Source organism: Streptomyces sp. NPDC051921 (assembly GCF_040680975.1).
Classification (GTDB): Bacteria; Actinomycetota; Actinomycetes; order Streptomycetales; family Streptomycetaceae; genus Streptomyces.
In genome coordinates this window covers 65,821-91,523 of record NZ_JBFAXU010000026.1, presented here as the reverse complement: position 1 = coordinate 91,523, position 25,703 = coordinate 65,821, and the positions used below count along the sequence as shown (strand labels likewise).

General features: G+C 72.7%; 26 protein-coding genes. 15 read left to right on the top strand and 11 right to left on the bottom strand.

Annotation, left to right across the window (positions count from 1 at the left end; translation table 11 throughout):
• Positions 1-135: 135 nt before the first annotated feature.
• On the bottom strand, positions 136-795 hold the full coding sequence (locus tag AB0M16_RS29900) for a DUF305 domain-containing protein (protein WP_365348397.1): 660 nt from the start codon (positions 793-795) through the stop codon (positions 136-138).
• A gap of 166 nt (positions 796-961) precedes the next feature.
• Here AB0M16_RS29900 and AB0M16_RS29895 point away from each other — a divergent pair, with 166 nt between their 5' ends.
• Complete coding sequence (locus AB0M16_RS29895) at positions 962-2,521, top strand: hypothetical protein (protein ID WP_365348395.1); 1,560 nt, start codon at positions 962-964, stop codon at positions 2,519-2,521.
• Here the strand turns inward: AB0M16_RS29895 and AB0M16_RS29890 are convergent.
• From AB0M16_RS29890 to AB0M16_RS29875, 4 genes are all read right to left on the bottom strand, one after another.
• A complete protein-coding gene (locus AB0M16_RS29890; RefSeq protein WP_365348392.1) occupies positions 2,500-3,180 on the bottom strand; it encodes a helix-turn-helix domain-containing protein in 681 nt (226 codons plus the stop codon). The genes AB0M16_RS29895 and AB0M16_RS29890 overlap by 22 nt on opposite strands.
• Before the next feature lie 129 nt (positions 3,181-3,309).
• Complete coding sequence (locus AB0M16_RS29885) at positions 3,310-3,981, bottom strand: phosphatase PAP2 family protein (protein WP_365348390.1); 672 nt, start codon at positions 3,979-3,981, stop codon at positions 3,310-3,312.
• A gap of 54 nt (positions 3,982-4,035) precedes the next feature.
• Entirely contained in the window at positions 4,036-4,974 is a 939-nt protein-coding gene (locus AB0M16_RS29880; RefSeq protein WP_365348388.1) for a M56 family metallopeptidase, read from the bottom strand.
• A gap of 91 nt (positions 4,975-5,065) precedes the next feature.
• The gene (locus tag AB0M16_RS29875) at positions 5,066-5,653 is read right to left on the bottom strand and encodes a DUF5134 domain-containing protein (protein ID WP_365348386.1); all 588 of its coding nucleotides are present in this window, start codon (positions 5,651-5,653) and stop codon (positions 5,066-5,068) included.
• 173 nt (positions 5,654-5,826) lie between these two features.
• On the opposite strand from AB0M16_RS29875, the gene AB0M16_RS29870 reads away from it, so the two are divergent.
• On the top strand, positions 5,827-6,378 hold the full coding sequence (locus AB0M16_RS29870) for a GNAT family N-acetyltransferase (RefSeq protein WP_365348384.1): 552 nt from the start codon (positions 5,827-5,829) through the stop codon (positions 6,376-6,378).
• A gap of 35 nt (positions 6,379-6,413) precedes the next feature.
• On the opposite strand, the gene AB0M16_RS29865 is transcribed toward AB0M16_RS29870, so the two are convergent.
• Positions 6,414-7,097 carry a glycerophosphodiester phosphodiesterase family protein gene (locus tag AB0M16_RS29865; protein WP_365348382.1) on the bottom strand — a complete coding sequence of 228 codons (684 nt, stop codon included), beginning with the start codon at positions 7,095-7,097 and terminating at the stop codon, positions 6,414-6,416.
• A 257-nt stretch (positions 7,098-7,354) separates the two neighbouring features.
• Here AB0M16_RS29865 and AB0M16_RS29860 point away from each other — a divergent pair, with 257 nt between their 5' ends.
• The 5 genes from AB0M16_RS29860 (at position 7,355) to AB0M16_RS29840 (ending at position 12,147) form a co-directional block, all read left to right on the top strand.
• Positions 7,355-8,761, top strand: coding sequence for a DUF6421 family protein (locus AB0M16_RS29860; protein ID WP_365348380.1), 1,407 nt, complete (start codon positions 7,355-7,357; stop codon positions 8,759-8,761).
• Between the two features lie 53 nt (positions 8,762-8,814).
• Positions 8,815-9,576 (top strand): SDR family oxidoreductase, encoded by a 762-nt coding sequence (locus tag AB0M16_RS29855; protein ID WP_365348472.1) that lies wholly within the window; start codon positions 8,815-8,817, stop codon positions 9,574-9,576.
• Between the two features lie 17 nt (positions 9,577-9,593).
• Positions 9,594-10,652, top strand: coding sequence for a low specificity L-threonine aldolase (locus tag AB0M16_RS29850; protein WP_365348470.1), 1,059 nt, complete (start codon positions 9,594-9,596; stop codon positions 10,650-10,652).
• Positions 10,653-10,732: 80 nt separating this feature from the next.
• The gene (locus AB0M16_RS29845; RefSeq protein ID WP_365348378.1) at positions 10,733-11,329 is read left to right on the top strand and encodes a transglutaminase family protein; all 597 of its coding nucleotides are present in this window, start codon (positions 10,733-10,735) and stop codon (positions 11,327-11,329) included.
• Between the two features lie 125 nt (positions 11,330-11,454).
• Positions 11,455-12,147, top strand: a complete 693-nt coding sequence (locus AB0M16_RS29840) for a phenylalanine--tRNA ligase beta subunit-related protein (RefSeq protein WP_365348376.1) — start codon at positions 11,455-11,457, stop codon at positions 12,145-12,147.
• Positions 12,148-12,231: 84 nt separating this feature from the next.
• On the opposite strand, the gene AB0M16_RS29835 is transcribed toward AB0M16_RS29840, so the two are convergent.
• Positions 12,232-12,957 carry a lysophospholipid acyltransferase family protein gene (locus AB0M16_RS29835; protein ID WP_365348375.1) on the bottom strand — a complete coding sequence of 242 codons (726 nt, stop codon included), beginning with the start codon at positions 12,955-12,957 and terminating at the stop codon, positions 12,232-12,234.
• Between the two features lie 224 nt (positions 12,958-13,181).
• On the opposite strand from AB0M16_RS29835, the gene AB0M16_RS29830 reads away from it, so the two are divergent.
• From AB0M16_RS29830 to AB0M16_RS29805, 6 genes are all read left to right on the top strand, one after another.
• A complete protein-coding gene (locus AB0M16_RS29830; protein WP_365348373.1) occupies positions 13,182-13,493 on the top strand; it encodes a thioredoxin family protein in 312 nt (103 codons plus the stop codon).
• A gap of 221 nt (positions 13,494-13,714) precedes the next feature.
• On the top strand, positions 13,715-14,257 hold the full coding sequence (locus AB0M16_RS29825; RefSeq protein ID WP_365348371.1) for a flavin reductase family protein: 543 nt from the start codon (positions 13,715-13,717) through the stop codon (positions 14,255-14,257).
• Between the two features lie 200 nt (positions 14,258-14,457).
• The gene (locus AB0M16_RS29820) at positions 14,458-15,243 is read left to right on the top strand and encodes an electron transfer flavoprotein subunit beta/FixA family protein (protein WP_365348369.1); all 786 of its coding nucleotides are present in this window, start codon (positions 14,458-14,460) and stop codon (positions 15,241-15,243) included.
• 66 nt (positions 15,244-15,309) lie between these two features.
• Entirely contained in the window at positions 15,310-16,272 is a 963-nt protein-coding gene (locus tag AB0M16_RS29815) for an electron transfer flavoprotein subunit alpha/FixB family protein (RefSeq protein ID WP_365348367.1), read from the top strand.
• A 163-nt stretch (positions 16,273-16,435) separates the two neighbouring features.
• Positions 16,436-17,725, top strand: a complete 1,290-nt coding sequence (locus AB0M16_RS29810) for an aldolase/citrate lyase family protein (protein ID WP_365348365.1) — start codon at positions 16,436-16,438, stop codon at positions 17,723-17,725.
• A 124-nt stretch (positions 17,726-17,849) separates the two neighbouring features.
• A complete protein-coding gene (locus AB0M16_RS29805; protein ID WP_365348363.1) occupies positions 17,850-19,649 on the top strand; it encodes a protein kinase in 1,800 nt (599 codons plus the stop codon).
• Positions 19,650-20,326: 677 nt separating this feature from the next.
• Here AB0M16_RS29805 and AB0M16_RS29800 read toward each other — a convergent pair.
• Positions 20,327-21,358 carry a LacI family DNA-binding transcriptional regulator gene (locus AB0M16_RS29800; RefSeq protein ID WP_365348361.1) on the bottom strand — a complete coding sequence of 344 codons (1,032 nt, stop codon included), beginning with the start codon at positions 21,356-21,358 and terminating at the stop codon, positions 20,327-20,329.
• Between the two features lie 144 nt (positions 21,359-21,502).
• Between AB0M16_RS29800 and AB0M16_RS29795 the strand changes: the two genes are divergently transcribed.
• Positions 21,503-22,438: an ROK family protein gene (locus AB0M16_RS29795; RefSeq protein ID WP_365348359.1), complete on the top strand. Its 936-nt coding sequence runs from the start codon at positions 21,503-21,505 to the stop codon at positions 22,436-22,438.
• Between the two features lie 325 nt (positions 22,439-22,763).
• On the opposite strand, the gene AB0M16_RS29790 is transcribed toward AB0M16_RS29795, so the two are convergent.
• On the bottom strand, positions 22,764-22,943 hold the full coding sequence (locus tag AB0M16_RS29790) for a hypothetical protein (RefSeq protein WP_365348357.1): 180 nt from the start codon (positions 22,941-22,943) through the stop codon (positions 22,764-22,766).
• Between the two features lie 171 nt (positions 22,944-23,114).
• Here AB0M16_RS29790 and AB0M16_RS29785 point away from each other — a divergent pair, with 171 nt between their 5' ends.
• Positions 23,115-24,227, top strand: a complete 1,113-nt coding sequence (locus AB0M16_RS29785; protein WP_365348355.1) for an NUDIX hydrolase — start codon at positions 23,115-23,117, stop codon at positions 24,225-24,227.
• Between the two features lie 97 nt (positions 24,228-24,324).
• On the opposite strand, the gene AB0M16_RS29780 is transcribed toward AB0M16_RS29785, so the two are convergent.
• Positions 24,325-24,897, bottom strand: coding sequence for a hypothetical protein (locus AB0M16_RS29780; protein ID WP_365348353.1), 573 nt, complete (start codon positions 24,895-24,897; stop codon positions 24,325-24,327).
• 89 nt (positions 24,898-24,986) lie between these two features.
• A complete protein-coding gene (locus AB0M16_RS29775; protein WP_365348352.1) occupies positions 24,987-25,679 on the bottom strand; it encodes an MBL fold metallo-hydrolase in 693 nt (230 codons plus the stop codon).
• Between the last annotated feature and the right edge of the window lie 24 nt (positions 25,680-25,703).

The window sequence follows — 25,703 nt, the reverse complement described above, 5'->3', positions numbered from 1 at the left end:
CGGCGGGCCACCCTGTCGGCACCTCCCCGGCCCCGCCTCCCCGGCCCCACCTCGCCGGGGCGGCGGGCCACGGCGGGCGCTCCACCTCGCCGGGGCGGCGGGCCCCCGCCGGGCGGCCCCGCCGCGGCCCGGCGCCTACAGCGACCGCATCCGGTCGATCTCCGCCGTCTGCTGGGCGATCACGTCGTTCGCCATCTCCTCCACCAGGACGTTGTTGCCCTGGCTGAGCGCCTCCGCCGCCATGGTCACCGCGCCCTCGTGGTGGACGACCATCAGCTTCAGGAAGAGCTCGTCGAAGGCCTTGCCCTTGGCGGCACGCAGTTCGGCGAGCTGGGCCTCGGTGGCCATGCCGGGCATGGTGTGGTGGTCGTGGCCGGACAGGGGGCGCGCGCCGCCGTTGTTCTTCAGCCAGCCCTGCATCGCGCCGATCTCCGGGCCCTGCGCCGCCGCGATCCGGGCCGCGACGTTCTTCACCTGGGGGGATCCGGCGCGCTGCGGAGCGAGGGCGGTCATCGTGATCGCCTGCCGGTGGTGCTCGATCATCATCTGGACGTAGCGGAAGTCGGCCCCGTTCGGCTTCTCGTCGGGCATGAGGCGGGCCGCCTCCTCGGGCGAGACCCGCTTCGCCGGCTCACCGGGCTTACCCGGGGCCACGATCGCCGGTCCGCTCGAACCCCCGGCCTTCGGTGCCGAATCGTCCGACTCCGACGCCGACTCGCAGGCGCCCAGGGCGAGTACGGCGGTGACGGCCAGGGCGGCGATGACCGTGCGACGGATGCGACGGCGGATCAACAAGACGTCCTCCACAGGCACTTGAGCAACTCCAGTCATCGTACGAAGGCGACTTTTCGGAGAATCTTCATGACTTGTGTGTTGCCATCTGTTGAGATGTGCACGCTAAGGAAGATACTGCCGAGGTCCATCCGTCGTTCAGCTGTGAACGGAATCCAGAGAGGACGGAGTGACTTCGTTGCGTACCACGAGTACCCCGCGTGCACGGATCAGAGTCCTGGGTGCGGCGACCGCCGCGGCCGGCCTGCTGATCGGAATGCTCGCCGCCGGACCCGCGGCCGCCACACCCGACCCGGGCGACGTCTCCGTGCAGGGCACCGTCAGCGCGGAACAGGCGGCCGACGCCCGGTCCGCCATCGCGAGCGGTGAGATACCCGGCGTGGACGAGATCGTCCACAGCCCGAACATCGAACACCTCGTCAACATCCCCAAGGACGCCCTCAAGGGCACCAACTCCGACCTGGCCTTCCAGGGCAGGTACGCCTTCGCCGGCAACTACGACGGCTTCCGCATCTTCGACATCAGCGATCCCAGGGCGCCCAGGACGGTGACCCAGGTGCTGTGCCCGGGCTCCCAGAACGACGTCTCCGTCTCCGGGAACCTGCTCTTCCTTTCCACCGACTCCTCCCGCAGCGACGACTCCTGCGCCAGCGTCCCCCAGCCGGCCTCGGTGAAGTCGTCCTGGGAGGGCATGAAGATCTTCGACATCAGCGACATCGCCAATCCGCGGTACGTCGCCGCCGTCGAGACCAGCTGCGGCTCCCACACCCACACCCTGGTGCCCAAGCGCAAGGACGTCTACGTCTACGTCTCCTCGTACTCGCCCAACGCGGCCTTCCCCGACTGCCAGCCGCCGCACGACGGCATCTCGGTCATCAAGGTGCCGCGCGACGCGCCCGAACAGGCCGAGGTCGTCGGATTCCCCGTCCTCTTCCCGGGCGACGGACCGGACGGCGGCGGCAACCCCGGCGCGCCGACCAACCCCGGCGTCTCCAAGACCACCGGCTGCCACGACATCACCGTGCTCCCGGGCAAGGACCTCGCCGCCGGCGCCTGCATGGGCGACGGCATCCTGTTCGACATCAAGAACCCCGAGCGCCCGCGGGTGATCGACCAGGTCCAGGACAACGTCAACTTCGCGTTCTGGCACTCGGCGACCTTCAACCAGAAGGCCGACAAGGTCGTCTTCACCGACGAGCTCGGCGGCGGCGGAGCGGCCACTTGCAACGCGGCCGTCGGCCCGGACCGCGGCGCGGACGGCATCTACGACATCGTCGGCAAGGGGGACAAGCGCAAGCTGGTCTTCCGCAGCTACTTCAAGATCCCGCGCCACCAGGCCGACACCGAGAACTGCGTCGCCCACAACGGCTCGCTGATCCCGGTCAAGGGCAAGGACATCATGGTCCAGGCCTGGTACCAGGGCGGCGTGTCCGTCTGGGACTTCACCGACTCCCGGCGGCCCAAGGAGATCGCGTACTTCGAGCGCGGCCCGATCTCCGCGACCAGCCTCGTCGGCGGCGGTTCCTGGTCCGCCTACTACTACAACGGCCACATCTACTCGAACGACCTCGTCAAGGGCTTCGACGTCCTGAAGCTCAGCGACAAGCGGACCGACAAGGCGGCCCGGATCCGGATGGACGAGCTCAACGTCCAGACGCAGCCGGACTACTTCGACGACTTCGACCGCGCGGGCGGCTCCGCGTCCGGCTACGAGGGCGCCGACGACTGACCCGGTACCCGGACCGACCGGTCCGGTAAGACCGTACGGATCACCGGCGTGCCGTCGGGCGGACCCCCGTCCGGCGGCACGCCCCTCTCCCAGTCCAGCCCGTACCGCTGGAAGAGCTCGGCGCGCAGCCGGGCCATCGGCATCGGCGCCCCCGGCAGCAGCACGGCGAACACCGCACCCATGAGCAGTGCCCGCAGCAGCGGATAGTCCGCGTCCACGTCGGCGGAGCCGTAACGCCGCACGGTGTCCCGCAACAGTTCCGCGAGCCGCTGCTGCTCGGGGCACTGCACGAAGCCCTCGGCCTGCAGGATGCCCGCCATGTGCGTCCGCATGAGCACCGGCCGCTCCTCCGCGAGACGCAGGATCGCGTCGATCGCCCGGGCGAGCCGCTCCCTGCCGTCCTCGGCGCGGGGCTCGCGCTCCAGCGCCTCCTCCAGCGTGAGGTGCATCAGCCGGTGCACGGCGGACTGCAGCAGCTGCCGCTTGCCGGGGAAGTAGTACGAGATCAGCCCGCGCGCCGAACCGGCCCGCTCGGCGATGTCCCCGAGGGTCGTGGCCTCGTAGCCCCGCTCGGACACCAGCTCCACCGTGGCCGCCAGAATCCGCTCACGGGAGCGTCTCCGAAGCTCTTCATTGACCGATGCGCTACGCGGGGACATGCTGGACTCCTGCGTTGACTGGCTTGCAGCCAATATACTCAGCGCGTCCTGCCGTCGTGCCCTCGTGGCCGGAGGCGGGACAGGCCGTCTGTTCTGGGCGACGCGGGGGATCGTCCAGAACAGGCGGCTTCATTGCGTCCCTCCCATTCTGCCTCCGGTGTCCGTTTCGCCCTTCGGGGGTCTGCCCGCGCCGAAGCGCCGGTACGTGACGATCGCCACGGCCACGCAGCACCAGCCGAGCAGCCAGCCGGCGAACACGTCCGATGGCCAGTGGACGCCCAGGTAGACCCGGGTCCAGCCGACCCCGGCGACCGACACCCCGGCCGCCACGGTGAGCGCGCCCCAGCCCCGCCAGGACGCGCGCCAGTGCAGCGCGAGCACCCACAGGAGCAGCCCGCAGGTCACCGTCGCCGCCATCGCGTGACCGGACGGGAAGGCCGAGTACGGCGCCGAGTCGACCGGGTCGGACCACCGTGGCCGCTGCCGCCCGACGAGGTCCTTCAGGCCCACCTGGAGGCCCCAGGCCATGACACTGGTGCCCGCGACCCACAGCGCGAGCCGCTCGCGCCGCCACCACAGCAACAAGGCCGTCCCGAGGGCGAGCGTGCGCATGGTCCACGGGTCCCAGACCCAGTCCGTGAGGATCCGGTTCAGCCGGGTGAAGCCGGGCTCGGCCACCGCGCTGCGGTGGAGCGCCTCGGCCACGTCCCGGTCGAAGGACAGCAGTGGGGCCCATCCCACGGCGACCAGGACGAGCAGCAGCACGGTCAGGGCGCCGGACACCAGGGCGGAGATGCGCATAGGGCGATCCTGCCCGACGGCGCCCCGCGTCGTGCGCCTGGGGCCGGGGTGTCCCTACTGGAGCGCCGCGAGCGCCGGGACGAAGGCCACCAGGACCGGGATCACCGGGACGAGCGCGGCCGCGGCCGTCAGGCGCAGTCTGCGGGCCGCACTGAGCCGCGGCGTGGCGGTGAGCAGCCGGTTCACGCGCTGCGGGAGGCCGGCGTCGGGCGCGGGTCCCGGGCCGAACACCCCACGGTCCTCGTTGAGTTCGACCAGGGCGAGCGCGATCGTCAGGCGTCCGAAGCGGCGCGAGGCCACGTCGTCCGCCGCCAGCTCCACCAGCCGGTGCATCTCGCCGCGGAAGGCCGCGAAGACCGGGACCCCCGGGAAACCGCCCGCGAGCGCCGCCGCGCAGTGCAGCAGCCAGTCGTGCCGTGCCCGGGCGTGTCCCTGCTCGTGCGCGACCACCGCGTCGAGCTGGCGGCCCTTGAGCCGGCGCAGCGCGGCCGTGGTGATGACCAGACGAGGGGTCCCGCCAGGCAGCCACCAGGCGTCCGCGCGCTCGCCCTCCAGGACCACCAGGCGCCGGCTGCCGGAGCGTTCCTCACCGGGCAACAGCGGTGCCCGCACCAGCAGTTCGCAGTGCCGCTGCTTCCGGCGCGCCCGCGCCCGGCCGATCTCCCGGCCGAGCATCGCCCCGGACCACAGTCCGCCCGCCGCGAGCAGCACGGCGAGCGCCGCCGACCACGGGCGGTTGCCGCCCAGCTCGTAGGCCTCGATCACCGCGCGCGGTGCGGGCCCGAAGACATGGCCGCGCACCGCCTGCCAGGCCGCCGCCGCGCTGAAGGTCATCGACAGCGCGAAGCTCAGCAGCACCGCCGCCACGACGCACTGCCACACCCACAGCGCCACCACGGGTTCCCGTTCCACCCAGCCGGCCCGCGACAGAAGCCGCGGGGCCACGGCCGCGGTCAGGACGCCGAGCACGAGCAGCGCGAGGGAGACCACCATGGCGCCACCCTATGAGCGCCGTACCAGCCCGGGGTATGCCCTCGCGGATCAAGTGACGTACACCACGGTTTGATCCCGCCTCGCGGGTCCCTCAGAGTGTGAGGAGCATCGCCAGCATCGCGAGGGCCATGGAGAGCCGGCACACCAGCGTCAGCTCGGGACCGGCCGCCACGACCACGGCCCCGGCCCGCGCGTCACCGCCGCCCGCCGGGGCCGCCCCCGGCACCAGCCGCGCACCCGAACGCAGCACGTACACCCCGTAGTAGGTGAGCAGCGCGCCCGTCAGGAGCGGGACGCCCCCGGCGGCGGTCACGCCGCCGTGCGCCGAGCCGTGCTCCGCGGGCGCCCCGGGCGCGGCGGCCATCGCCACCGCCATGTAGACCATCGCCAGGGAGCCCACCAGATGGTGCAGATGGTGCCCGCCGTGCCGCACCGCGCACCCGAGCGCCTGCAGCGCCGCGATCGCGAACACCCCCGCGTACAGCGCCCAGCTCCATGCGGGCGTGGTGAGCGCCGCCGCGGGCAGGGCCATCGCGGCCATCCCGAATCCCATCACGGCCTCGCCCCCGGCCGCCCGGCGCTCCGCACCGGAGCTGCTCCGCACGCGCTGGAGGCAGTAAGCCCCGCTCGCCGCGCACACCACCACCAACAGCCATCCGGACAGGGCCGGTCCGTGCACGCCGCACACCCCCTCCTCGCGGTCCCGACCCGACGTGCATGCCCGGTGCCCGTCGCGCCCACGCGGGCGCGGAGGCGCGCACGGGTGTACGGAGGGGGAGCGCGGGGAGCGCGTTAGGCTCGTGGGCGATCGCGTCCACCGATCGCCAGCGCCCGAGGGGAGACCCACCCACCATGGACACCGCCGCGCCCCGGCACACCGACCGGATCACCTACCGCGACGCCGTCGTGAACGACGTCCCGGCGCTCGTGCCGCTCGTCGAGTCGGCCTACCGCGGCGATGCGAGCCGGGCCGGCTGGACCACCGAGGCGGACATCCTGCAGGGCCAGCGCACGGACGCGGAGGGCGTGGAGGCGGTCATCACGACCCCCGGCAGCCGCTTGATGGTGGTCGAGCGGGACGGCGTGCTCGTCGCCTGCTGCCAGCTCGAACACCGCGGCGAGGCCGCCTACTTCGGCATGTTCGCCGTGCGCCCCGAACTCCAGGGCGCCGGCCTCGGTCGGCAGATCATCGCCGAGGCCGAGCGCCGGGTGCGGGAGCAGTGGGACGTCCGCGAGATGCACATGACGGTCATCTCCGTGCGCGACGAGCTCATCGCCTGGTACGAGCGCCGCGGCTACCGGCGTACGGGCCGGATGACCCCCTTCCCGTACGGCGACGAGCGCTTCGGCGTGCCGCAGCGCGACGACCTGGAGTTCGAGCTCCTGGTCAAGGAACTCGTCTGAGGGACCGGCCGGGGCATCCCGCCGGACGCCGGCGCTCAGGCCGTGAAACGGCCCGTGCGCCGGATCTCCGGTCGGTCCGTGGTCGCCCCGTCGAGCCCGAGGGCCCGGACGAGTCGCAGGTCGTCCTGGGTGTTGACCACCCAGCCGATCACCCGCAGCCCCGCCGCGTGCGCCCGCTCGACGGTGGCCTGCGTGAGGTACCGGATGTTCAGGACGAGCGCGGCGGCCCCGACGGCAAGCGCGCGCTCCACCACGTCCGACTGACCGTGGTCGGCGACGAGCGCGGTGCGCACCCCCGGGACGAGCCCGCGGATCTCGGCGAGCGCCTCGTCGTGGAAGGAGAGCACCTCCACCCGTCCGGTCAGATCGCGCGCGCGGATCACCTCGGCGAGCGCCCGGGCCGCGGCGACGTCCTTGATCTCGGCCTGCAGCGGAGCCCGGACCGCCGCGAGCACCTCCTCGAACACCGGGATCCGCTCCCCGTCGCCCGCGTCGAGCTCACGCAGCTCCGCGAGCGTCTTGCCGGAGATCGGCCCGGTGCCGTCCGTGGTGCGGTCCACGTCGGCGTCGTGCATGACGACGAGGGCGCCGTCCTTGCTGAGGTGGAGGTCGAGTTCGATGGCGTCCATGCCCGCCTGCTCGGCGCGGACGAAGGAGCGCAGGGTGTTCTCGGGCGCGACGCCCATGACTCCGCGATGACCGATGGTGAGGAAACTCAAGATCTTCTCGCTTCCGTCGGGGTCCGGTCCGGCTCCGCCGGACCAGGACGCGGCTCGTGGCGCAGCCTAACGGCTGGGGACGAAACGGGAAGCTGCCGCGCGGAACACCGTATTTCTCGGCCTCAAACCCCGGACCGCAGGAAATTTGTCGGTCACATGGGGGGTGTCACAGGAGAATTTTTCCTTCCCCTCTTGTGGGAAGGATCCGGCCACGGTTACCGTGTGCTGACGGAAGGTTCTCCTGTGGAGGAAGTGGCATGACGGAAATTCTTGTGCACGACGTGACCGGTGGGGGGATATCCGCCGACGCCCCGGTGATCGAGCACCCTGCCTGGACCGAGCTCAAGAATGCCGTGGAGGAGCTCCGCCCCTGGCAGAGCGCGGACGGCTCCATCGACTTCGCGGCCGAGGGCGCCCCGGCCCGCGCCCATGCCGAGCAGACCGTCGAGCGTATCGTCACCGCGGTCGAGCAGCTCTCCCCGCTGCTCCCGCACGACGCCGCCTACCACGTCGCGCTCGTCGCCGACCTGCGCAAGTGGGCGAAGGGCGGCTTCGAGGTCCCGGACTTCCTGGACGCACTGCTCGCCTTCCAGCCGGCGGCGAACCGCCTGGACGGGCTCCAGCACCTCGTCGTCTTCCCGATGTACACCCAGAACGGCAACCCGGACCGCAACCTCGAAGCGGTCGTGCTGCGCATGGTGTGGCCGGAGTGGCTCTCCGAGCTGGAGGCCACCCGCTACGACAACCCGCTGTTCTGCGGCATCACCTTCGAGGACTTCACGGCCGGCTACGACACCAACTCGGCCGTCCTCTTCCCGGAGACCATCGCCGTCCGCGAGGCCCCCGAGCGCTTCAGCTGGGGCGGCATCTTCTGCGACCGCGAGGCCGCGCGCTTCCGCAAGGTCACCGAGGCCGCCGTCGACACCCTCGGCATCGAGCTGCCCGCGGACATCGCCGCGATGGTCGACGACCAGGACCGCTGCGAGAAGGCCTTCGTCCTGTGGGACATGGTCCACGACCGCACCCACAGCCACGGCGACCTGCCGTTCGACCCGTTCATGATCAAGCAGCGCCAGCCGTTCTGGATGTACGGCCTCGAGGAGCTGCGCTGCGACCTCACCGCCTTCAAGGAGGCCGTGAAGCTCGAGGCCGAGGGCAACGAGCACGGCCGTGACGTGCAGTACGCGGTGCTCTTCGACCGCATGTTCCGCTTCCCGCTCTCCGGCGACCGCAACCGCAACTACGACGGTCTCGGCGGCCAGCTGCTCTTCGCGTACCTGCACAAGCACGACGTGATCCGCTGGACCGACAACAAGCTGAAGATCGACTGGAAGCGCGCTCCGGAGATCACCAACCAGCTCTGCGGCGAGATCGAGACCCTGTACCGCGACGGCATCGACCGTCCGAAGCTCGTGCACTGGTTCAAGGCGTACGAGCTCGTCTCCACCTATCTCGCCCCGCACCCCGGCTCCACCTGGGCCAAGGGCCCGGACGCCCTGGACCTCACGCAGCCGCCGCGCAAGCTCGTGGACGACGTGCTTCCGGACGAGTTTCCGCTCAGCATGTTCTATGAGGCCCTCGCGAAGAAGCTCAAGGGCGTGATCGCCTCCACCAAGGGCATCACCGCCGCCGGGGCGTCGCGGGCCGAGCAGGCCGCCGCGTGACCGACGACGCAGGGCTGAACGAGGCGGCACAGGCGACGGAGCAGGAGGCGACCATGATCGGCAACGGTAACGGCGGGACGCTGGACGGAGCCGTCATCGCGGTCGCGGGCGCGGCCGGTCCGGCCGGCCGGGCCACCCTCCTGCGCCTGGCCGAGGCCGGCGCGACCGTCGTCGCCTCCGACGCCGACCCGGCGCGGCTCGTCGAGGCCGTGGACGCGGCGCGCTACGCGCACGGCGGCGCCACGGTCACCGGCGACACCGTCGACCTCCTCGACCTGGACGCCACCAAGGAGTGGGCCGCGAAGACCGAGAAGGAGTTCGGCCGGATCGACGGCCTGGTCCACCTCGTCGGCGGCTGGCGCGGGAGCAACTCCTTCGTCGAGACCGACCTCAAGGACTGGAACTTCCTGGAGAAGCTCCTGATCCGCACCGTCCAGCACACCTCGCTGGCCTTCCACGACGGTCTGCTGCGCAGCGGCGGCCGCGGCCGCTACGCCCTGGTCAGCCAGGTCGGCGCGCACAAGCCCCAGGCCAACAACGCCGCGTACAACGCCGGCAAGGCGGCGGCCGAGGCGTGGACGCTCGCCATGGCGGACTCGTTCCGCAAGCTGGGGGGCGACGAGGGTCCGCAGGCGGCAGCTGCGATCCTGGTGATCAAGGCACTGGTGCACGACGCCATGCGCGCCGAGCGCCCGAATGCGAAGTTCGCGGGCTTCACGGACGTCAAGGAACTGGCCGAGGCCATCGCCGGACTCTGGGACCGGCCCGCACAGGAAGTGAATGGACAGCGCCTGTGGCTGACCCCCAAGCCGTGACCTCGGCCCTGGGCCCCATGACCGACGCCCGTCGTCACCACGACCCGTCGGTCCGGGGCTTCGCCAGCGACAACTACGCCGGCGTGCACCCCGAGGTCCTCGCGGCCATCGCCCTCGCCAACGGCGGCCACCAGGTCGCCTACGGAGAGGACCAGTACACCGACCACCTGCAGCGGATCATCCACAGCCACTTCGGCCCCTCGGCCGAGGCGTTCCCGGTCTTCAACGGGACCGGGGCGAACGTGACCGCCCTGCAGGCGCTCACCGACCGCTGGGGCGCGGTGATCTGCGCCGAGACCGCGCACATCAACGTGGACGAGGGCGGTGCGCCCGAGCGGATGGGCGGCCTCAAGCTGCTCACCGTGCCCACCCCGGACGGCAAGCTCACCCCCGAGCTGATCGACCGGCAGGCCTGGGGCTGGGAGGACGAGCACCGGGCGATGCCCCAGGTCGTCTCGATCACCCAGAACACCGAGCTCGGCACCGTCTACACGGTCGACGAGATCCGGGCCATCGTGGAGCACGCCCACTCCAAGGGCATGAAGGTGCACCTCGACGGCGCCCGCATAGCCAACGCGGCCGCGTCGCTCGACGTGCCGATGCGCGCGTTCACCAACGCGGTGGGCGTCGACGTCATCTCGTACGGCGGCACGAAGAACGGCATGATGTTCGGCGAGGCCGTGATCGTCCTCAATCCGGACGCGGTCAGCCACATGAAGCACCTCCGCAAGCTGTCCATGCAGCTCGCCTCCAAGATGCGCTTCGTGTCGGTGCAGCTGGAGGCGCTGCTCGCGAAGGACCTGTGGCTGCGCAACGCGCGGCACGCCAACGCGATGGCCCAGCGCCTCGCGGCCGGTGTGCGGGGCGTGGACGGGGTGGAGATCCTCTACCCGGTCCAGGCGAACGCCGTCTTCGCGCGGCTGCCGCACGAGGTCACCCGACGGCTCCAGGAGCGCTTCCGCTTCTACTTCTGGGACGAGAAGGCCGGCGACGTGCGCTGGATGTGCTCCTACGACACCACGGAGGAAGACGTCGACGCCTTCCTCCAGGCGCTGAAGGAAGAGATGGCGCGCTAGCCTCTCCGTAACTGCATGATTATGCGGCCGGTCGGAAAGTCATTGACTACCGTCCGGCCGCGTTCCTATGCTCCGGGCGCATGGAACTCATCCAGCAGAAGCCCGACATCTCTGCCTACTTGGCGGTCGACGAGGTCGTCGATCACGCCCACCCGCTCGTACGGGGCATCGCCGACCGGCTCTGGGTGGAGCACTCCGGCGCATACTCATACGCCAAGGCCGCATACGAGTTCGTTCGCGACGCCATCCCGCACTCCGCCGACTCCGGCGACCTGCGGGTCCCCTGGCGTGCCTCCGACGTCCTGGCCACGCGCAACGGCATCTGCGTCTCCAAGTCGCACGCCCTCGCCGCGCTGCTGCGGGCCAGGGCGATCCCCACGGCCTTCTGCTACCAGCGGCTCACCGAGGGTGGCGCCGATCCGATGATCCACGGCCTCGTCGCCGTCAAGCTCCCCGGGCGTTCCGGGTGGGCCCGCCAGGATCCGCGGGGCAACAAGGCCGGGATCGACGCGCAGTTCTCGGCGGGGGAGGAGCGGCTGGCCTGGCCCGTCCGTCCGGAGTTCAGTGAAGTGGACTATCCAGTGCTCTATGCTGAACCGCATCCGGTCGTGCTGAGCGCCCTGCGGGCGGCTGCCGACCGGCCCCACCTCTGGCAGACGTTCCCGACCGAACTCTGAACTCCGAACCCGAACCCGAGCTCCGAGCTCCGAGCTCCGACTCCGAACCCGAGCTCCGAGCTCCGGTCCGAACCCGAGCCCCGGCTCCGAACGCGAGCTCCGGCTCCGAACCCGAACGGCGGATCATGACCCTGACGCTCACCGTCTCCGACGAGGTCCGCGCCCTCGTGCCCGGCTTCACCCACCTGGCCGTCGAGGCCCGCGGACTCGTCAACGGGCCCAGCGACGCCACCAGCTCCGCCCTGCTCGACGAGGCAGCCCGGCGGCTCGCCGAGCGCCTGGACGGCCGGACCCCGGACCAGGATCCGCACGTGGCCGCCTGGCGCGCCGCGTACACCGCCTTCGGCGCCAAGCCCTCCCGTACGCGCAACTCCGCGGAGGCGCTCGCCAAGCGGGCCCTGACGGACGGCGGCCTGCCCCGCATCAACCGGCTCGTCGACGCCTACAACGCGATCAGCGTCGCCCATCTGATCCCCGTCGGCGGCGAGGACCTCGACAGGATCCAGGGCGGGATGCGGCTCGTCCGGGCCACCGGCGGGGAGGACTTCGTCACCGTCGCCGGCGGCGCCGAGACCGTGGAGCACCCCGAGCGGGGCGAGGTGGTCTGGTGCGACGAGGCGGGCGTCACGTGCCGCCGGTGGAACTGGCGCCAGGGTCCGCGCACCCGTATCGAGGACGACACCACCGACGCGCTCTTCCTGTTGGAGTCGCTGGAGCCGATGACCCTCGACGAGCTGCGCGCGGCCGGGGAGGAGCTCGCCGAGGCCCTGCGGACCGTGAGTCCCGGGGCGCGGATCACCGTCCGCGACCCGGAGTGACGTCCCGGACGACGCCGAACGCGTCCTCGCGACGTCAGCGGTGACGCCGCATCACCCGGGGGAACGGGTCCCCGGGAGAGGGGCCTACTGCTCCCGGGCCTTGAGCTCCTCCGGCGTCGGCGCCGTGCCCCCGAGGTGCGCGGGTACCCACCAGGTGTCGCCCGCGTCCTTGGGGCGCACGGGGTACGCGCGCTGCGCCGCCTCCAGGAGCTCCTGGACGCGCCCGCGCAGCCGCCGGGTGATGGCCCCCGCGTACTGGTCGGCCGGCGCCTCCAGCGGCTCGCCGACCCGGATGGTGACCGGGATGTGGCTGCGCTTGAAGTTGCGCGGCCGGCCCTTGGTCCAGATCCGCTGGGTGCCCCACAGCGCCATCGGGATCAGCGGCACCCCGGCCTCCTGCGCGAGCCGCGCGGCACCCGACTTGAAGCTCTTGAGGGTGAACGACTGCGAGATGGTCGCCTCGGGGAAGACGCCCACGATCTCGCCCGCGCGCAGCGCCTTCAGCGCGTGCTCGTAGGCGTGCTCGCCCTGGGCGCGGTCCACCGGGATGTGCTTCATCGCGCGCATCAGCGGACCGGACACCTTGTGCCGGAACACCGACTCCTTCGCCATGAAGCGCACCAGGCGCTTCTGCGGCAGCGCGGCCAGACCGGTGAAGATGAAGTCCAGATAGCTGATGTGGTTGCTCACGATCACCGCCCCGCCCTGGCGGGGGATGTGGTGCGAACCCTGAGTGTCGATCTTCAGGTCCAGCGCCTTGAACATGGTGAGAGCGGCGCCGATGACCGGCCGATAGACAAGCTCTGCCATCTGGGACGAACCCCTTCGTCTGTGCCTGGGGAGGGTTCTCCCGGCGAAGTTACGCGGCCGTAGGTTTTCGGCTTTGGGCAGATCGTGCCCCATGTGGGGGCTCGTGACCAGTCCTGACGGCTTCGTACGGGGAGATTCTCGTCACTCCTGGTGTTCGTGGCGGGAATCGAACGGTGTCGTGGGACGCTGCACCCCGTGTGGACGTACGCGAGGAGGCGGTGGGGATGACCGAGGTCCTGGGCGCGGCAGCGCTGGGCGCCGAGCTGGGGGAGCGGGCCACCCTGGTCCAGTTCTCCACCGCCTTCTGCCAGCCCTGCCGGGCCACCCGCCGGACCCTCGCCGAGGTGGCCGCCATGGTCGACGGCGTCGGCCACGTCGAGATCGACGCCGAGGAACGCCTGGATCTCGTGCGGGAGCTCGGCATCGCCCGCACGCCCACGGTGCTCGTCCTCGACCGGGCCGGCCGGATCGTCCGCAGGGCATCCGGACAGCCCCGCAAGGCCGATGTCATCGCCGCGCTCGGACGGGCGGTCTGACCCGGTGCGCGGCGCGGTCCCTGACGCGGTGACACATCTCCCACATCCCGGTACGCACTTGACTGCACACGTCAACGATCGTCAGTCTGGCGTAGTGCCCTCAGAACTCCTTCTCTACGGCCGGGCCCACGTGGACCTGGCCCGCAACGCGAGCGCGCGCTGTCCGGGTGTCTGACGAACCCGACGCCCACCGCCCGCCGCCATCGCAGAAGGACAACTCCATGACGGTCTCGCCCGAGCTCCGCACGCTCACGACGATTCCCTCCCTCCCCTCCGTGGGCGCATCCCGCCCCGGATCTCCCGATCTGCTCCGCTCCGTCTTCCGGCAGCACGCCGCCGGGGTCGCGGTCGTCACCGCGCACGGGGACCGGCCGGTCGGCTTCACCGCCACCTCGCTCAACTCCGTCGCCGCCGATCCGCCGCTGATCTCCTTCGGCGTGGGCACCGGATCCTCCAGCTGGCCCGTGGTGGCCGAGGCCGAGCACATCGGCGTGCACATACTCGGCGAGCACCAGCAGGAGCTGGCCGCCACCTTCGCCCGCAGCGGTGCCGACCGCTTCGCCGCGCCCACCCGGTGGAGCCCGGGTCCCGAGGGGGTGCCCGTGCTCGACGGCGTGCTCGCCTGGCTGGTCGGCCGGGTGGTGGCCCGGGTTCCGGCCGGTGACCACCGGATCGTCATAGCGGAGGTCGTCGCGGGCGACCCGGACGGCGTGGGCCGTCCGCTGCTGTACCACCAGGGGCGCTTCAACGCGCTGCGCGACTGAGAGTTCCCGCTCGCGCCCCTTGTGGACGCGTTGGCAAGGTCACACGGCTGAGCGCTTGCTCACTGGTAACGAACTGGGTGTACTGGCGAGTAATATTTCGGTCGGGGCGTCGGACGCCCCGACCGGAAACCCGCCCTTCAGGCGCCTATGCTGCGAGCAACACCGCAGCCCAGTTATGACGATGCAGTAGGAGAGCCGGCGTGAGCTTGAGGATCGTTGTCTGTGTGAAGTACGTGCCGGACGCCACTGGCGACCGGAAGTTCGCCGATGACCTGACGGTCGACCGCGACGACGTCGACGGCCTCCTTTCGGAGCTCGACGAGTACGCGGTCGAGCAGGCCCTGCAGATCGCCGAAGAGGCGGACGACGCCGAGGTCACCGTGCTCACGGTCGGCCCGGAGGACGCCAAGGACGCCCTGCGCAAGGCGCTCTCCATGGGTGCCGACAAGGCCGTCCACGTCGAGGACGACGACCTGCACGGCAGCGACGTCATGGGCACCTCCCTGGTGCTCGCCAAGGCCATCGAGAAGACCGGCTACGACGTCGTCATCGCCGGTATGGCCTCCACCGACGGCACCATGGGTGTCCTCCCGGCGATCCTGGCCGAGCGCCTGGGCGTCCCGCAGGTCACGCTGCTCTCCGAGGTCAAGATCGAGGACGGCGTCGTGACCGGTCGCCGCGACGGCGACTCCGCTTCGGAGCAGCTGGAGGCCTCCCTCCCGGCCGTCGTCTCCGTGACGGACCAGTCGGGCGAGGCCCGCTACCCGTCCTTCAAGGGCATCATGGCCGCCAAGAAGAAGCCGGTGGAGTCCCTGGACCTGTCGGACCTCGACCTCGAGGCCGAGGAGGTCGGCCTGGAGGGCGCCTGGACCAAGGTCGACTCGGCCGCCGAGCGTCCCGCGCGCACCAAGGGCACGATCGTGACGAACGAGGGCGAGGGCGGCAAGCAGCTCGCCGAGTTCCTCGCGAGCCAGAAGTTCATCTAAGGGCTCGCGCGAACCGCGCCGTCCCCTCAGGCCGTCCCCGTTTCTTCCGCAGGAGATTGAAGTCCCATGGCTGAGATTCTCGTCTACGTCGACCACGTCGACGGAGCCGTTCGCAAGCCCACCCTGGAGCTGCTGACCCTCGCCCGCCGCATCGGCGAGCCCGTCGCCGTCGCGCTCGGCAACGGCGCCGCCGACACCGCCGCCGTCCTCGGTGAGCACGGTGCCGTGAAGGTCCTGACCGCCGACGCCCCCGAGTTCGCCGACTACCTGGTCGTCCCGAAGGTGGACGCCCTCCAGGCCGCGTACGAGGCCGTCTCTCCGGCCGCCGTGCTCGTCCCGTCCTCCGCCGAGGGCAAGGAGATCGCCGCCCGCCTCGCCGTCCGCATCGGCTCCGGCATCATCACCGACGCCGTGGACCTGGAGGCCGGTGACGAGGGTCCGGTCGCGACGCAGTCCGCGTTCGCCGCCTCCTTCACCACCAAGTCCCGCGTCTCCAAGGGCACCCCGGTCATCACGGTCAAGCCGAACTCGGCCCCCGTGGAGGCCGCCCCGGCCGCCGGCGCCGTCGAGGCCCTCGCGGTCTCCTTCGGCGCACTGGCCACCGGCACCAAGGTGACCGCCCGCACCCCGCGCGAGTCGACCGGTCGCCCGGAGCTGACCGAGGCCGCGATCGTGGTCTCCGGCGGCCGTGGCGTCAACGGCGCCGAGAACTTCGCGATCATCGAGGCGCTCGCCGACTCCCTCGGTGCCGCCGTCGGCGCCTCCCGCGCCGCCGTCGACGCCGGCTGGTACCCGCACTCCAACCAGGTCGGCCAGACCGGCAAGTCGGTCTCGCCGCAGCTGTACATCGCCTCCGGCATCTCCGGTGCGATCCAGCACCGCGCGGGTATGCAGACCTCGAAGACCATCGTCGCCATCAACAAGGACGCCGAGGCCCCGATCTTCGACCTCGTCGACTACGGCGTGGTCGGCGACCTCTTCGACGTCGTTCCGCAGCTGACCGACGAGATCAAGGCCCGCAAGGGCTGATCTGCGGTTATCGCTCGTTCCTGGGGCCGCGTGGTGATCTTCACCGCGCGGCCCCCGGTCGTTCCGTCCATGGATGGACACCCATTGACGCAAGCGGAGGCCGCCTACTAACTTCGCTATACGGATTGTTGATTCCGTGCAGCGGAAAACAGGAGGATGTGGGATGGGTCAGCAGGAGAAGGTGTCGACGAGCCTCGCGGGCGCGGTCAGCGAGGGCATCAGCGCCTCCCTCGCCACGGTGGACGCCGAGCTGGACCGTCGCTACCCGGGGGACCCCGGCACCCGTCAGCCCGTGCACACCGTCTACGTACCCGGCAACGTCTTCGATGCCGCCACCATCCGCTCCTGGGGCGACCAGGCCCTCGCCGCCCTCGACGAGCACGCCCCCGACGCCGCCACCTTCGCGGGCGTCCTGGGCCTCTCCGACGACCTCGCCGAGGACGTCTACGGCCGCGTCCGCGCCAAGCTGGAGCGCGAGCCCATCGAGGACCTCCGCGTCGACTTCGAGGACGGCTACGCGGGTACGGACGAGGACCACGACGCCGCCCGCGCCGCCCGGATCATCACCGAGGCCTACGCCGACCTCAGCGCCGCCCCGTACATGGGCATCCGGATGAAGTGCATGGAGGCCGCCGTACGCGACCGCGGCATCCGCACCACGGACGTCTTCCTCACCGGCCTCATGGAGCACGGCGGCCTGCCCGACGGCCTCGTCCTCACCCTGCCCAAGGTCACCTACGCCGAGCAGGTCACCGCCTTCGTCCGCCTCCTCGAAGCCTTCGAGAAGGCCCACGGCCTCGACGAGGGCCGCCTCGGCTTCGAGATCCAGATCGAGACCAGCCAGGCCATCCTCGCCTCCGACGGCACCGCCACCGTCGCCCGCATGATCGACGCCGCCGAGGGCCGGGCCACCGGCCTCCACTACGGCACCTTCGACTACAGCGCCTGCCTCGGGGTCTCCGCCGCCTACCAGGCCAGCGACCACCCCGCCGCCGACCACGCCAAGGCGATCATGCAGGTCGCCGCCGCCGGCACCGGCGTACGCGTCTCCGACGGCTCCACCAACGTCCTCCCGGTCGGCTCCACCGCCCACGTCCACGAGGCCTGGAAGCTCCACTACGGCCTCACCCGCCGCGCCCTCTCCCGCGCCTACTACCAGGGCTGGGACATGCACCCCGGCCACATCCCCACCCGCTACGCCGCGGTCTTCGCCTTCTACCGCGAGGGCTTCCAGGCCGCCGCCAAGCGCCTGTCCGCCTACGCCAACCAGGCCGGCGGCGACGTCATGGACGAGCCCGCCACCGCCAAGGCGCTCTCCTCGTACCTGCTGCGCGGCATCGACTGCGGCGCCCTCGACACCGCCGAGGTCGACGCCCTCACCGGCCTCACCCGTACGGACCTCGACCGCTTCGCCGCCCCGCGCCGCGGCGACCTGACGGCGACCGCCCAGTAGCCAGACGGTCCCCACGGGCCACACCCGAGGCCCCGTACTCTGTACGCGTCCAACGCAGCCGACAGAGAACGGGGCATCGGTGTCATCGGGGGAGTACGAGCGGCTGGCAGGCCGCTATCGATTGGTGCGTCAGCTCGGGCGCGGCGGCATGGGCGTCGTCTGGCGCGCGGTCGACGAGGTCCTCGGCCGTGAGGTGGCCGTCAAGGAACTGCGCGCCTACAACGACGCGTCAGGTCCCGAACTGGAGGACCTGCGGCTGCGGATGCAGCGCGAGGCCCGGGCCGCGGCCCGGGTCCGCCACCCGGGAGTCGTCGCCGTCCACGACGTGACCGACCACCAGGGGCGCCCCGTCATCGTCATGGAGCTCGTCGACGGGCCCTCGCTCGACGGCGTGCTCGGCGAGCGCGGCGCCATGGACCCCCGGGAGGTCGCGGCGATCGGCGCCGCCGTCCTGGAGGCGCTCGCCGCCGCGCACGACGCGGGCGTGCTCCACCGCGACGTGAAGCCCGGCAACATCCTGCTCGACCGGTCAGGGCGGGTCGTCCTCACCGACTTCGGCATCGCCGCCATGGACGACCCCGGCGACGGCTCCGCCACCCACCTCACGCGCAGCGGCGAGATCGTCGGCTCGCTCGACTACCTCGCCCCCGAGCGCGCCCAGGGGCAGCAACCCGGCCCCGCCTCGGACGTCTGGGCGCTCGGCGCCACCCTCTACGCGGCCGTCGAGGGCAGCTCGCCCTTCCGCCGCACCTCCACCTGGCAGACCCTCAACGCCATCGTCGTCGAGCCCCTGCCCGAACCGCGCAACGCCGGCCCGCTCGCCGCGGTGCTCCGCGGCCTCCTGCACAAGGACCCGGCCCAGCGCCCCGACGCGCGCACGGCGGCACGGCTCCTGACGGCCGTCGCGGAGGGACGCGACGACGCGACCGCGGTGGCGCCGGGCGGGGCACCGCCGGGCGGGGCGGGGCCGGGCGGGGCACCGCCGGGCGGCGCTCCCGTCGTCGGGGCGCCACCCGCCGCCATGCCGCAGCCGTGGGTGCCGACCGAGCTCGACGCCGTACCGCACAGCCCGCAGGGGTTCGGACCGGCGATGCCGCCGCCGCAGCCCGTCGGCCACCCGGTCCAGGGGCCGGGGACGGTCCCGCTGTCCGCCGCGCCCGGCGGGTACGGAGGTCCGTCCGCGCCGACCCGGGCGCCCGGGTCCCACGGAGTGCCGGGTCGCAAGCGCTCCGGTGCGCTGGTGGCCGCCGCGGTCGCCGCCGTCCTGCTGGTCGGCGGTGGCGTGACGTACGCCCTGCTCGACCGGGACGGCGGCACGGAGCAGGAGCAGTTGGCCGACGGGCAGTCGCCGGCGAGCCCGGGCGCAGATCCCGGCCGGGTGCTCGACCCGGGCGCCCCCGGCGGCCAGAAGACCGCGAGCGGGACTCCGTCCGCGTCCGCCGACCCCTCGAAGGACGGCGCGAAGCCGTCCGGCAAGCCCACTCCCTCGCCCTCGACCCCGTCGAAGGCACCCGTGCCCGGCGGGGCCGCGGGCGGCACGACGACGGGCGGGAGCAGTGGCGGGAGCACGGGAGGCAGCAGCGGCGGGGGCGGCGGTTCCACCGCGACGGGCGGCGGCGGTACGTCCCCGAAGCCCGCGACCGGCGGCTGCACCTCGCAGGGCGGCGGCAAGTACGACTGCCAGGTGTGGCGCACCGAGAAGACGTACCGGCACGACGGCGGCGAGATGGGCATCCTGAACGCCGGCACGAACTACTTCTACTGCCAGGTCGACCTGGGCCGGCGCGAGACCTACGGCCAGTGGACCAACATCTGGTGGGCCCGGACCGACGACGACAGCGGCAACACCAACGTGTACTTCAGCGTCGTCTACCTCAAGGGCGGCGGCAACGACCAGCCGATCCCCGGCCTGCCGATCTGCTGAACGCACCGGCCGCCGCCGGCCCGGCGGGCGGCGGCCGGGCCGGCGGCACGCCCCGCTGTCGGCCTGCCTGGACATCGGCCTACCTGGTGGTCGTTCCGTCCGGCCGTGGGCCCGCATGGTTGTCGTTCCGCCCGGCCGTCGGCCCGCATGTTGTCGTTCCGCCCGGCCGTCGGCCCGCCTGCCTGCCTGGTCGGGGTTCCGTCCCGTCGTGGGCCTGCTGCGGGTCGCCCTGGCGGTCCGGTCGTCGGCCGACTGTGGGGCGGGCCGACGCTCCGGGCCGCCGTCCGGTGGCTCCGGCGGGCCGGCGCCCGGCTCGGCGTCGCGTCCGCGGACGGCCACGCCGGCCCGTCCGGGTGTCGGATCCGGCCACCCCTTCGGAGCCTGACGTCGTTCGGCGACGGGGCGCGCGGTCCGTCCGGCCGTCGTCGGGTCGCCCTCGCGGCGCGGCTCGTCGGCGATCCGTTCGGGCGTGGTTCCGGCCCGCCGGACGGGCCGTCGAGCGGCCGTCGTCCGGCTGCCCCTGCGGCGCGGCCCGGCGCCCCGTTCAGGCCAGGCCGTCGGCATCGCCGCCCCGTCGAGCGATCGGGCCGCTCGTCCGCAGGTGCGGCCGTCAGGCGGCCGGTGGGGCTGTCCGGCGGGCCGTGGGGCCGGCCGGCGGCCTGTGGCGCCGTCGTCCGTCAGGTCGCCGGCGGGATCTCGCCCGAGCCCCGGGGGATCAGCCGTGTTTCGAGCACGACAGTGCTCGGCGCCTCGTCGGCCCCGTCGAGGCGCCGGAACAGGCGCTCCGCCGCCGTCCGGCCGAGCGCGGCCGAGTCCTGGGCGATCACCGTGATCCCCAGCAGGTCGGCGAGCTCGATGTCGTCGAAGCCGACGAGGGCCACCGGGCGTTCGCGGCCCGCCAGGACCCGTACGGCAGTGACGGTCACGCGGTTGTTGCCCGCGAACAGCGCCGTCACGGGCTCCGGCGCGGACAGCATCGCCGCGACCGCCTCCGCGACCCGCTCCGGGTCGGTCGGGCCGAGCGCCACCCACTCCTCGGCCACGTCCAGGCCCGCGTCCTCCATCGCCGCCCGGTAGCCGCGCAGACGCTCCGTCGCCGTGTGGATCCGCGGCCGGTCGCCGATGAAGCCGATCCGGCGGTGGCCGTGCGCGATCAGGTGGGCCACCCCCGCCCGCGCGCCGCCGAAGCTGTCCGAGAGCACGACGTCCGCGTCGATCCCGCCCGCCGGGCGGTCGACGAAGACGGTGGCCACGCCCGCTCTTATCTCCGGCTCCAGGTAACGGTGGTCCGTGCCCGCCGGGATGACGATGAGTCCGTCCACGCGCCGCGCGCACAGCGCGAGCGCCAGCTCCTGCTCACGGTCCGGGTCCTCCGCGCTGGAGCCGTTGATGAGCAGAGCCCCGTGCGCGCGGGCGATCTCCTCGACGGCGCGGCTGAGGGGTCCGTAGAAGGGGTCGGCCAGATCCTCCAGGACCAGGCCGACCGAGGCCGTACGCCCCTTGCGCAGCACTCGCGCGCTGTCGTTGCGGCGGAAGCCGAGCGCGTCGATGGCCTCCTGGACCCGCCGTTCGGTGTCGGGCGTCACGCCCGGCTCGCCGTTGACGACGCGTGACACGGTCTTGAGCCCGACGCCCGCGCGGGCGGCGACGTCCTTCATCGTGGGCCGATTGCCGTAACGATGCTCGGGGCGGCGGGCGATGTCGGCCACGGTGTGTGGTTCCTCCGTCGGGTGTGCGATAGCGCGCTCAGATGCGTATCGATCTCGTTGCTGTCGAGCATAGGCCCTGGACAACGTTGTCAGAGGCGGGAAGACTGTAGCTCGCACCCACCGCCCCACGGAGATCCGGAGCCCATGCGCACTGACCTCGTCGTCGCCCTCGACATCGGCGGCACCAAGATCGCCGGAGCGCTGGTCGACGCCGGTGGCCGGATCCGCGTCCGGGCCCAGCGGCCCACGCCCGCGCGGGAGGACGGCGAGACGGTGATGGCGGCGGTGACGGCGGTGCTCGACGAGCTGGCCGACTCGCCGCTGTGGGCCTCGGCAGGCGCCGTCGGCATCGGCAGCGCAGGTCCCGTCGACGCCGCGGCGGGCACCGTCAGCCCGGTCAACGTGCCCGGCTGGCGCGACTTCCCGCTCGTCGAGCGGGTCCACCGGGCGAGCGGTGGACGTCCGGTCGCACTCGTCGGCGACGGCGTGGCCATGACCGCGGCCGAGCACTGGCAGGGCGCGGCCCGCGGCCATGACAACGCGCTGTGCCTCGTCGTCTCCACGGGCGTCGGCGGCGGTCTCGTCCTCGACGGGCGTCTCCACCCCGGCCCGACCGGCAACGCCGGTCACATCGGCCACATCAGCGTGGATCTCGACGGCGAGCCGTGCGCCTGCGGCGGACGTGGCTGCGTCGAGCGGATCGCCAGCGGCCCGCACATCGCGCGCCGCGCCCTGGAGAACGGCTGGCGTCCCGGCCCCGACGGCGACACCTCCGCCGCGGCCGTGGCCGCCGCCGCCCGGGCGGGCGACCCCGTGGCCGCCGCGTCCTTCGAGCGCGCGGCACAGGCCCTCGCCGCGGGGATCGCGGCCACCGCCACCCTCGTGGAGATCGACATCGCCGTCGTCGGCGGGGGAGTGGCGGGCGCAGGCGAGGTCCTCTTCGCCCCGCTCAGGCGCGGCCTCCGCGCGTACGCCACGCTCGACTTCGTACGGGACCTCCAGGTCGTCCCGGCGCTGACGGGCACGGACGCGGGTCTCCTGGGCGCGGCTGCCGCCGCGGCGGCAGCGCCGCCGTCCTGAGTCCCGGCGGCAGGCGCCTCCCGCCTCGGGCTGGGGGAGGCCGGCGTCACCGGGCCCTTGGCGGGCCCAGGGGCGACCGGCGTCCCCTGCGCCCAGGACGGGGCGCCGGGTCCAGGACGGGGCGCCAGGCCCGGGACGGGCGCCGGGCAAGGGGCGCTGTCCGGCCCGGGCGCGCCGAGGGCCCGCGCCACGCCCCGCTCGGTGCCGCGGTCCCGTGTCGTGCGCGGCGCGGTGGTCCCGCGTCGTACGGCGGCGTGGTGCTCCCGTGTCGTACGTGGCGCCGGGGTCCGGCGTCGTGTCGCGGCGCGGCCGTCGGGCGTCGTGTTCAGCCCCGCACCGTGTCCGCCGACCGCTGTTCCACGATCACCAGAAAGGCGTCGGCCTCCAGATCCATCACGACGCGCGCGGGCAGCCCCTCCTCCCGCCGCGCGTGGGCGAACTCCTCCGCCGGCAGGCTGCCGCGCGGGCCGCCCGCGGGAAACCATTCCAATACCGTTCGGTCCATCTCCGCACCCCCTCGTGCTCGCCGTTTCCAACGACGACCGCTCGGGATGTGTTACGCGCCGGGGGTGTGCCCCGGTTCCGCCGCCCGCTGCGACCGGACCAGTTCCGCCGGAGGGTTTCCGTGGCAGGGTGGTGCGGGCAGTCCACTGGGGGCAACCGAAGAGGGGGAATCGTGATCGTCTGGATCAACGGTGCGTTCGGCGCGGGGAAGTCCAGCACCGCGCGCGGGCTGGTCGATCTGATCCCGAACAGCACGCTGTACGACCCCGAGCCGGTCGGCGGCGCCGTCTGCCGGCTGCTCCCGCAGAAACGTCTCGCGGAGGTCACCGACTTCCAGGACCTGCCGATGTGGCGCCGCCTGGTCGTGGACGCGGCCGCCGCGATGCTCGCCGAGGTCGGCGGCGTGCTCGTCGTCCCGATGACCCTGATCCGACAGGACTACCGGGACGAGATCTTCGGCGCTCTCGCCGCCCGCAGGATCGAGGTGAGGCATGTCGTGCTCGCTCCCGACGAAACGATCCTGCGCGGCCGTATCGACAGCCGTGCCGCGTTCGCCGCCGAGGCGGGGGCCGGCGGCGGGGTCGCCGGTGAGCCCGGCTCCGCGGCGTACGCCGAGGCCGCGGGCGAGACCCCGGCGCAGGCCGCCGAACGCGTCCGCCGCTGGTGTCTCGACCACATCGACCCCTTCCGCGACGCCCTCGACGGCTGGCTGGCCGCCGACGCCTACGCCGTCGACAACTCCGCGCTCACCGCCGCCGAGACCGCCCGGGCCGTCGCCGACGCCGTCGCCGCCGGACACGCCGCGCCCTGCGGCATCGTCCAGACCCCCGAACCCACCGGCGAGACCCTGGCGGCCGGAGTCCTGCTCTTCGACGAACAGGACCGCTTCCTGCTCGTCGACCCCACCTACAAGCCCGGCTGGGAGTTCCCGGGCGGCGTCGTCGAACCCGGCGAGGCGCCCGCCCGCGCCGGCATGCGCGAGGTCGCCGAGGAGATAGGCCTCCGACTCGACACCGTCCCCCGTCTCCTCCTCGTCGACTGGGAACGCCCCCAGCCCCCCGGCTACGGCGGCCTCCGCCTCCTCTTCGACGGCGGCCGGCTCGGCACCGCCGAGGCCGACCGCCTCCTCCTGCCCGGCGCCGAACTCCGCGCCTGGCGCTTCGTCACCGAGGAAGAGGCCGCGGACCTCCTGCCCCCGGTCCGCTACGCCCGCCTCCGCTGGGCCCTGCGCGCCCGCGAACGGGGCACGGTGCTGAACCTGGAGGCGGGCGTACCGGTCGGCTGAGGGCGACCGCAGACCGGCGGGGAAGCCCGCCGGAGCCACACCGGCGCACCCGGTTCGGGGGTCGGCCGGCCGTCGCCGAGCCCGGCTCGGGCCCCGGCTAGCCGTCGAACCAGACGACCAGCCGGACGTGCTCCTCGCCGTGGATCTCGGCCAGCGTCCGCATCGTCGCCCACAGGGGTTCCCACGCGCCGTCCGTCTGGACGGCGTCCCGCCGGCTCGTCCGTGCCCTGCGGAAGAGCCGGCCGTCCTGCAGCCACTCGGATCCCTCCGGCCGGTCCTCCGGGTCCCAGAACCCCTTTCCGGTCAGGACCCAGGCCCCGGCCCGGGAGAACGCGTGGACACGGGCGTCCACCCGCTCCCCGAGCTCGTCCCAGTCCACCCGGGCCAGCTCCGCCCACCCGATCCAGCTCGCGCCGTACGCGCTCGGCCCCCAGCTCTCGTACGCGCTCAGCACCTCGGCCGAGACGTCCCCGGGCAGCCCCCGGTCCGCCGCGAGGGGGCGGAAACCCGCGTGGTTGCGTACCCCGAACAGACAGCCGAAGGCGTCGTAGCAGCGCCCGCCGTACAACAGGTCCAGGTCGACGGCCCGGCGCCAGCCCGAAACGTCCTCCTCGTCGAGCCTGCGGTGCGTGGGGAGGCACTCCACGTGCCCGTAGATGTCGGTTCCCATACCGCCGGATTCTGCGGCCCGCGACGCGATCAGGCCATGTGATTCCGGCAGGCCGCCGGTCACCCGGGCCCGGGGCGGGCGCCGGACCGTCACGCCTCCGCCGCGGCCGCCGCCTTCTCCAGCCGCACCGCCGCGTCCACCGTGACCGGCTCGCCGTGCCCGCAGCACAGCACCGACGGGCGGAGTCCGGCCAGGCGGCGCATCGAGGCGAGGGCCTCGGCGCGGTCGACGTGGAAGACGCCGAACATGACGTCCGGTACGGAGGCCACGGTGTCACCCGTGAACAGGACGCCGTGGCGCGGGAGATGGACCGCGAGCGAGCCGGGCGTGTGGCCGGGGCCGTGCACCGCCACCGCGCCGTCGCCGAAGCCGAGCTCCTCACCGTCCGCGACCTCGCGGTCCACCCGGGTCGGCGGCGCCTCGGGGACGGTGAGCCCGTGCGCGTACAGCGGCAGCTCCCAGTCGAGCAGATCCGGCTCCGGGACCGGCAGTTCGCCCCGGATGACAGGGGCGTCCAGCGAGTGCGCCAGGACCTCCGCGCCGAAGCGGTCGGCCAACTCCTGTGCCGCGCCCACATGGTCGCGGTGGCAGTGGGTGAGAACGATCCGGCGGATGAGGGACGGGTCCAGGTCCGCGCCGCGCAGCGCCGTCGCGATCTCGTCGGCGGCGCCCGCCCACCCGGCGTCGATCAGGGTCAGTTCCGTGTCGTCCCGCCACAGGAAGGCCTGGCCGACGGAGAAGCGCAGCATGTGAAGGCGGGGAACGATCTCTACGAGGTCCATGCCGCGAACGTACGTCCACGGCCG

Bases quoted from the DNA above. Each gene is read 5' to 3' on its own strand.
- AB0M16_RS29870 (WP_365348384.1), top strand. From the start codon at position 5,827: ATGGACACCGCCGCGCCCCGGCACACCGACCGGATCACCTACCGCGAC.
- AB0M16_RS29810 (WP_365348365.1), top strand. From the start codon at position 16,436: ATGGGTCAGCAGGAGAAGGTGTCGACGAGCCTCGCGGGCGCGGTCAGC.
- AB0M16_RS29825 (WP_365348371.1), top strand. From the start codon at position 13,715: ATGACGGTCTCGCCCGAGCTCCGCACGCTCACGACGATTCCCTCCCTC.
- AB0M16_RS29780 (WP_365348353.1), bottom strand. From the start codon at position 24,897: ATGGGAACCGACATCTACGGGCACGTGGAGTGCCTCCCCACGCACCGC.
- AB0M16_RS29890 (WP_365348392.1), bottom strand. From the start codon at position 3,180: ATGTCCCCGCGTAGCGCATCGGTCAATGAAGAGCTTCGGAGACGCTCC.
- AB0M16_RS29775 (WP_365348352.1), bottom strand. From the start codon at position 25,679: ATGGACCTCGTAGAGATCGTTCCCCGCCTTCACATGCTGCGCTTCTCC.
- AB0M16_RS29835 (WP_365348375.1), bottom strand. From the start codon at position 12,957: ATGGCAGAGCTTGTCTATCGGCCGGTCATCGGCGCCGCTCTCACCATG.
- AB0M16_RS29860 (WP_365348380.1), top strand. From the start codon at position 7,355: ATGACGGAAATTCTTGTGCACGACGTGACCGGTGGGGGGATATCCGCC.
- AB0M16_RS29845 (WP_365348378.1), top strand. From the start codon at position 10,733: ATGGAACTCATCCAGCAGAAGCCCGACATCTCTGCCTACTTGGCGGTC.
- AB0M16_RS29885 (WP_365348390.1), bottom strand. From the start codon at position 3,981: ATGCGCATCTCCGCCCTGGTGTCCGGCGCCCTGACCGTGCTGCTGCTC.
- AB0M16_RS29840 (WP_365348376.1), top strand. From the start codon at position 11,455: ATGACCCTGACGCTCACCGTCTCCGACGAGGTCCGCGCCCTCGTGCCC.
- AB0M16_RS29850 (WP_365348470.1), top strand. From the start codon at position 9,594: ATGACCGACGCCCGTCGTCACCACGACCCGTCGGTCCGGGGCTTCGCC.
- AB0M16_RS29815 (WP_365348367.1), top strand. From the start codon at position 15,310: ATGGCTGAGATTCTCGTCTACGTCGACCACGTCGACGGAGCCGTTCGC.
- AB0M16_RS29790 (WP_365348357.1), bottom strand. From the start codon at position 22,943: ATGGACCGAACGGTATTGGAATGGTTTCCCGCGGGCGGCCCGCGCGGC.
- AB0M16_RS29855 (WP_365348472.1), top strand. From the start codon at position 8,815: ATGATCGGCAACGGTAACGGCGGGACGCTGGACGGAGCCGTCATCGCG.
- AB0M16_RS29830 (WP_365348373.1), top strand. From the start codon at position 13,182: ATGACCGAGGTCCTGGGCGCGGCAGCGCTGGGCGCCGAGCTGGGGGAG.
- AB0M16_RS29795 (WP_365348359.1), top strand. From the start codon at position 21,503: ATGCGCACTGACCTCGTCGTCGCCCTCGACATCGGCGGCACCAAGATC.
- AB0M16_RS29880 (WP_365348388.1), bottom strand. From the start codon at position 4,974: ATGGTGGTCTCCCTCGCGCTGCTCGTGCTCGGCGTCCTGACCGCGGCC.